The organism is uncultured Aquincola sp. (genome assembly GCF_964001545.1).
Taxonomy (GTDB): Bacteria; Pseudomonadota; Gammaproteobacteria; order Burkholderiales; family Burkholderiaceae_C; genus Aquincola.
The window spans coordinates 1-2,081 of the sequence record NZ_CAXFDV010000332.1 but is presented as its reverse complement, the minus strand read 5'-3'; the positions used below and the strand labels follow the sequence as shown (position 1 = coordinate 2,081).

2 protein-coding genes are annotated in these 2,081 nt (G+C 69.8%); both read left to right on the top strand.

Annotated features, from left to right (window positions below; genetic code table 11):
* The coding region (locus ABNT58_RS11495) for an aldehyde dehydrogenase family protein (protein ID WP_348753613.1) at positions 1 to 734 on the top strand (734 nt) is incomplete at its 5' end.
* The gene (locus ABNT58_RS11490; protein WP_348753612.1) at positions 731 to 2,029 is read left to right on the top strand and encodes a type III glutamate--ammonia ligase; all 1,299 of its coding nucleotides are present in this window, start codon (positions 731 to 733) and stop codon (positions 2,027 to 2,029) included. The genes ABNT58_RS11495 and ABNT58_RS11490, both read left to right, overlap by 4 nt.
* Positions 2,030 to 2,081: the final 52 nt, after the last annotated feature.

The following is a 2,081-nucleotide window of genomic DNA, read 5'->3' as shown; positions in this document are numbered from 1 at the left end:
CCGGCCGCAGCAACTTGAAGCGCGTGTACAACGAGCTGGGCGGCAAGTCGGCTTTCCTCGTGTTCCCCGACGTGGCCGACGTGGGCCGCGCGGCCCGCACGCTGGCCGGCAGCATCTTCTTCAACCAGGGCGAAAGCTGCAATGCGCCTTCGCGCGTGCTGGTGCACGAGAGCATCGCCGATGACTTCGTCAAGACCGTGGCCGCCGAAGCGCCCGGCTGGCAGCCCGGCCATCCGCTGGACGCTGCCACACAGATGGGCGCGCTGGTGGACGAAGGCCAGCTGCGCACCGTGCTCGGCTACATCGAAGCCGGTCAGGCCGAAGGCGCACGGCTGGTGACAGGCGGCCAGCAGGCGCGTGCCGAGACCGGCGGCTACTACGTGCAGCCCACGGTGTTCGACGGTGTGGCCAACGGCATGAAGATCGCGCGTGAAGAGATCTTCGGCCCGGTGGTCTCGGTCATCCGCTTCCGCGACGAAGCCGAGGCCATTGCGCTGGCCAACGACAGCGCCTACGGCCTGCAGGCCAGCGTGTGGAGCGACAACGTGCACCGCGCCCACCGCGTGGCCCGTGCGCTGCGCGCTGGCACCGTGCACGTGAACCAGTACGACGAAGACGACATCACCGTGCCTTTCGGCGGCTACAAGCAAAGCGGCAACGGGCGCGACAAGAGCCTGCATGCGCTGGACAAGTACACCGAGCTCAAGACCACCTGGCTGCGCATCGACCCTTGAGCACCTTGCCCACCGAACTGCAGGCCCAGGGCGTGCACACGCTGCTGGTGCAGTTCACCGACCTGCATGGCGTCGCCAAGGGCAAGCTGCTGCCGCTGCACCAGTTGCAGGCTGCGGTGATGCCCGGCGCTGGCTTTTCCGGCCCGTCGATCGCCGGCACCGGCCTGCCCCGCACCGGCCCGCGCAGCGAATACTGGGCACGCGCCGACCTGGCCACGCTGCGCGCCCTGCCCTGGATGCCCGGCGTCGCCCATGTGGTGGCCGATGGCTTCGTGGACGGAGAGCCGTTCGAGGCCTGCCCGCGCCAGGTGCTGCGCCGTGCGCTGGCCCGGCTGGCCGCCCATGGCCTGCAGATGCAGGTGGGCATCGAACCCGAGTTCTTCCTGCTGCGCCAGGTCGAGGGCCGCTGGCAGCCGGTGGACGAGCGCGACCGGCTGGACAAGCCTTCCTACGACCTGAAGAGCCTGCCGCGGCAGCTGCCCTTCCTGCATGCGCTGCGGCAGGCGCTGGAAGCCGCCGGCCTGCAGGTGCTGCAGCTGGACCATGAAGACGCGCATGGCCAGTACGAGGTCAACTTCCTGCATGCCGACCCGCTGTGCAGCGCCGACCGGCTGATGCTGTTCAAGCAGGCCGCCCACACGCTGGCCGAGCAGCAGGGCGCTGTGTTCTCGATGATGCCCAAGCCCTTTGCCGACCAGCCGGGCAGCGGCCTGCATTGCCATGTCTCGCTGCAGGCGGCCGATGGCCAGCCGGTGGCGCCGGCCCTGCTGCAGCGCTTCATTGCCGGTGTGCTGGCGCACAGCCATGCCTTGTGCGCGCTGGCGGCGCCCACGGTCAACTCGTACAAGCGGCTGACGGTGGGGCCGTCGATCACCGGTACCACCTGGGCGCCAGCCTTCGTGGCCCATGGCCCGAACAATCGCACGGCGCTGGTGCGCACCCTGCCCGGCCGCTTCGAATGGCGGCTGCCCGATGCCTCGGCCAACCCTTACCTGGCGCTGGCCACGATGATCGCGGCCGGCGTGGACGGCATCGAGCGCGAGATGACCCCACCGCCGGCGTGCGAGCTGGACCTGTTCACGCTGCCGGCGGCAGACCGTGAGCGCCTGGGCATCGGCCTGCTGCCCCAAAGCCTGGCAGAAGCGGTGGCCGCGTTGCAGGCCGACGCCGTGGTGCAGGCCGCGCTGGGCCCGGTGCTGGCGGGTGAGTTCATCGCCGCCAAGCAGGCCGAGTGGCTGGCCTATGCGCGCCATGTGAGTGACTGGGAGTGGACAAGGTACGCTAGCGCGTTCTGAAGCCCCCTGCCCCCGTTTTGACCGCCATCGCCACACAGCACCGCCCCGTCTG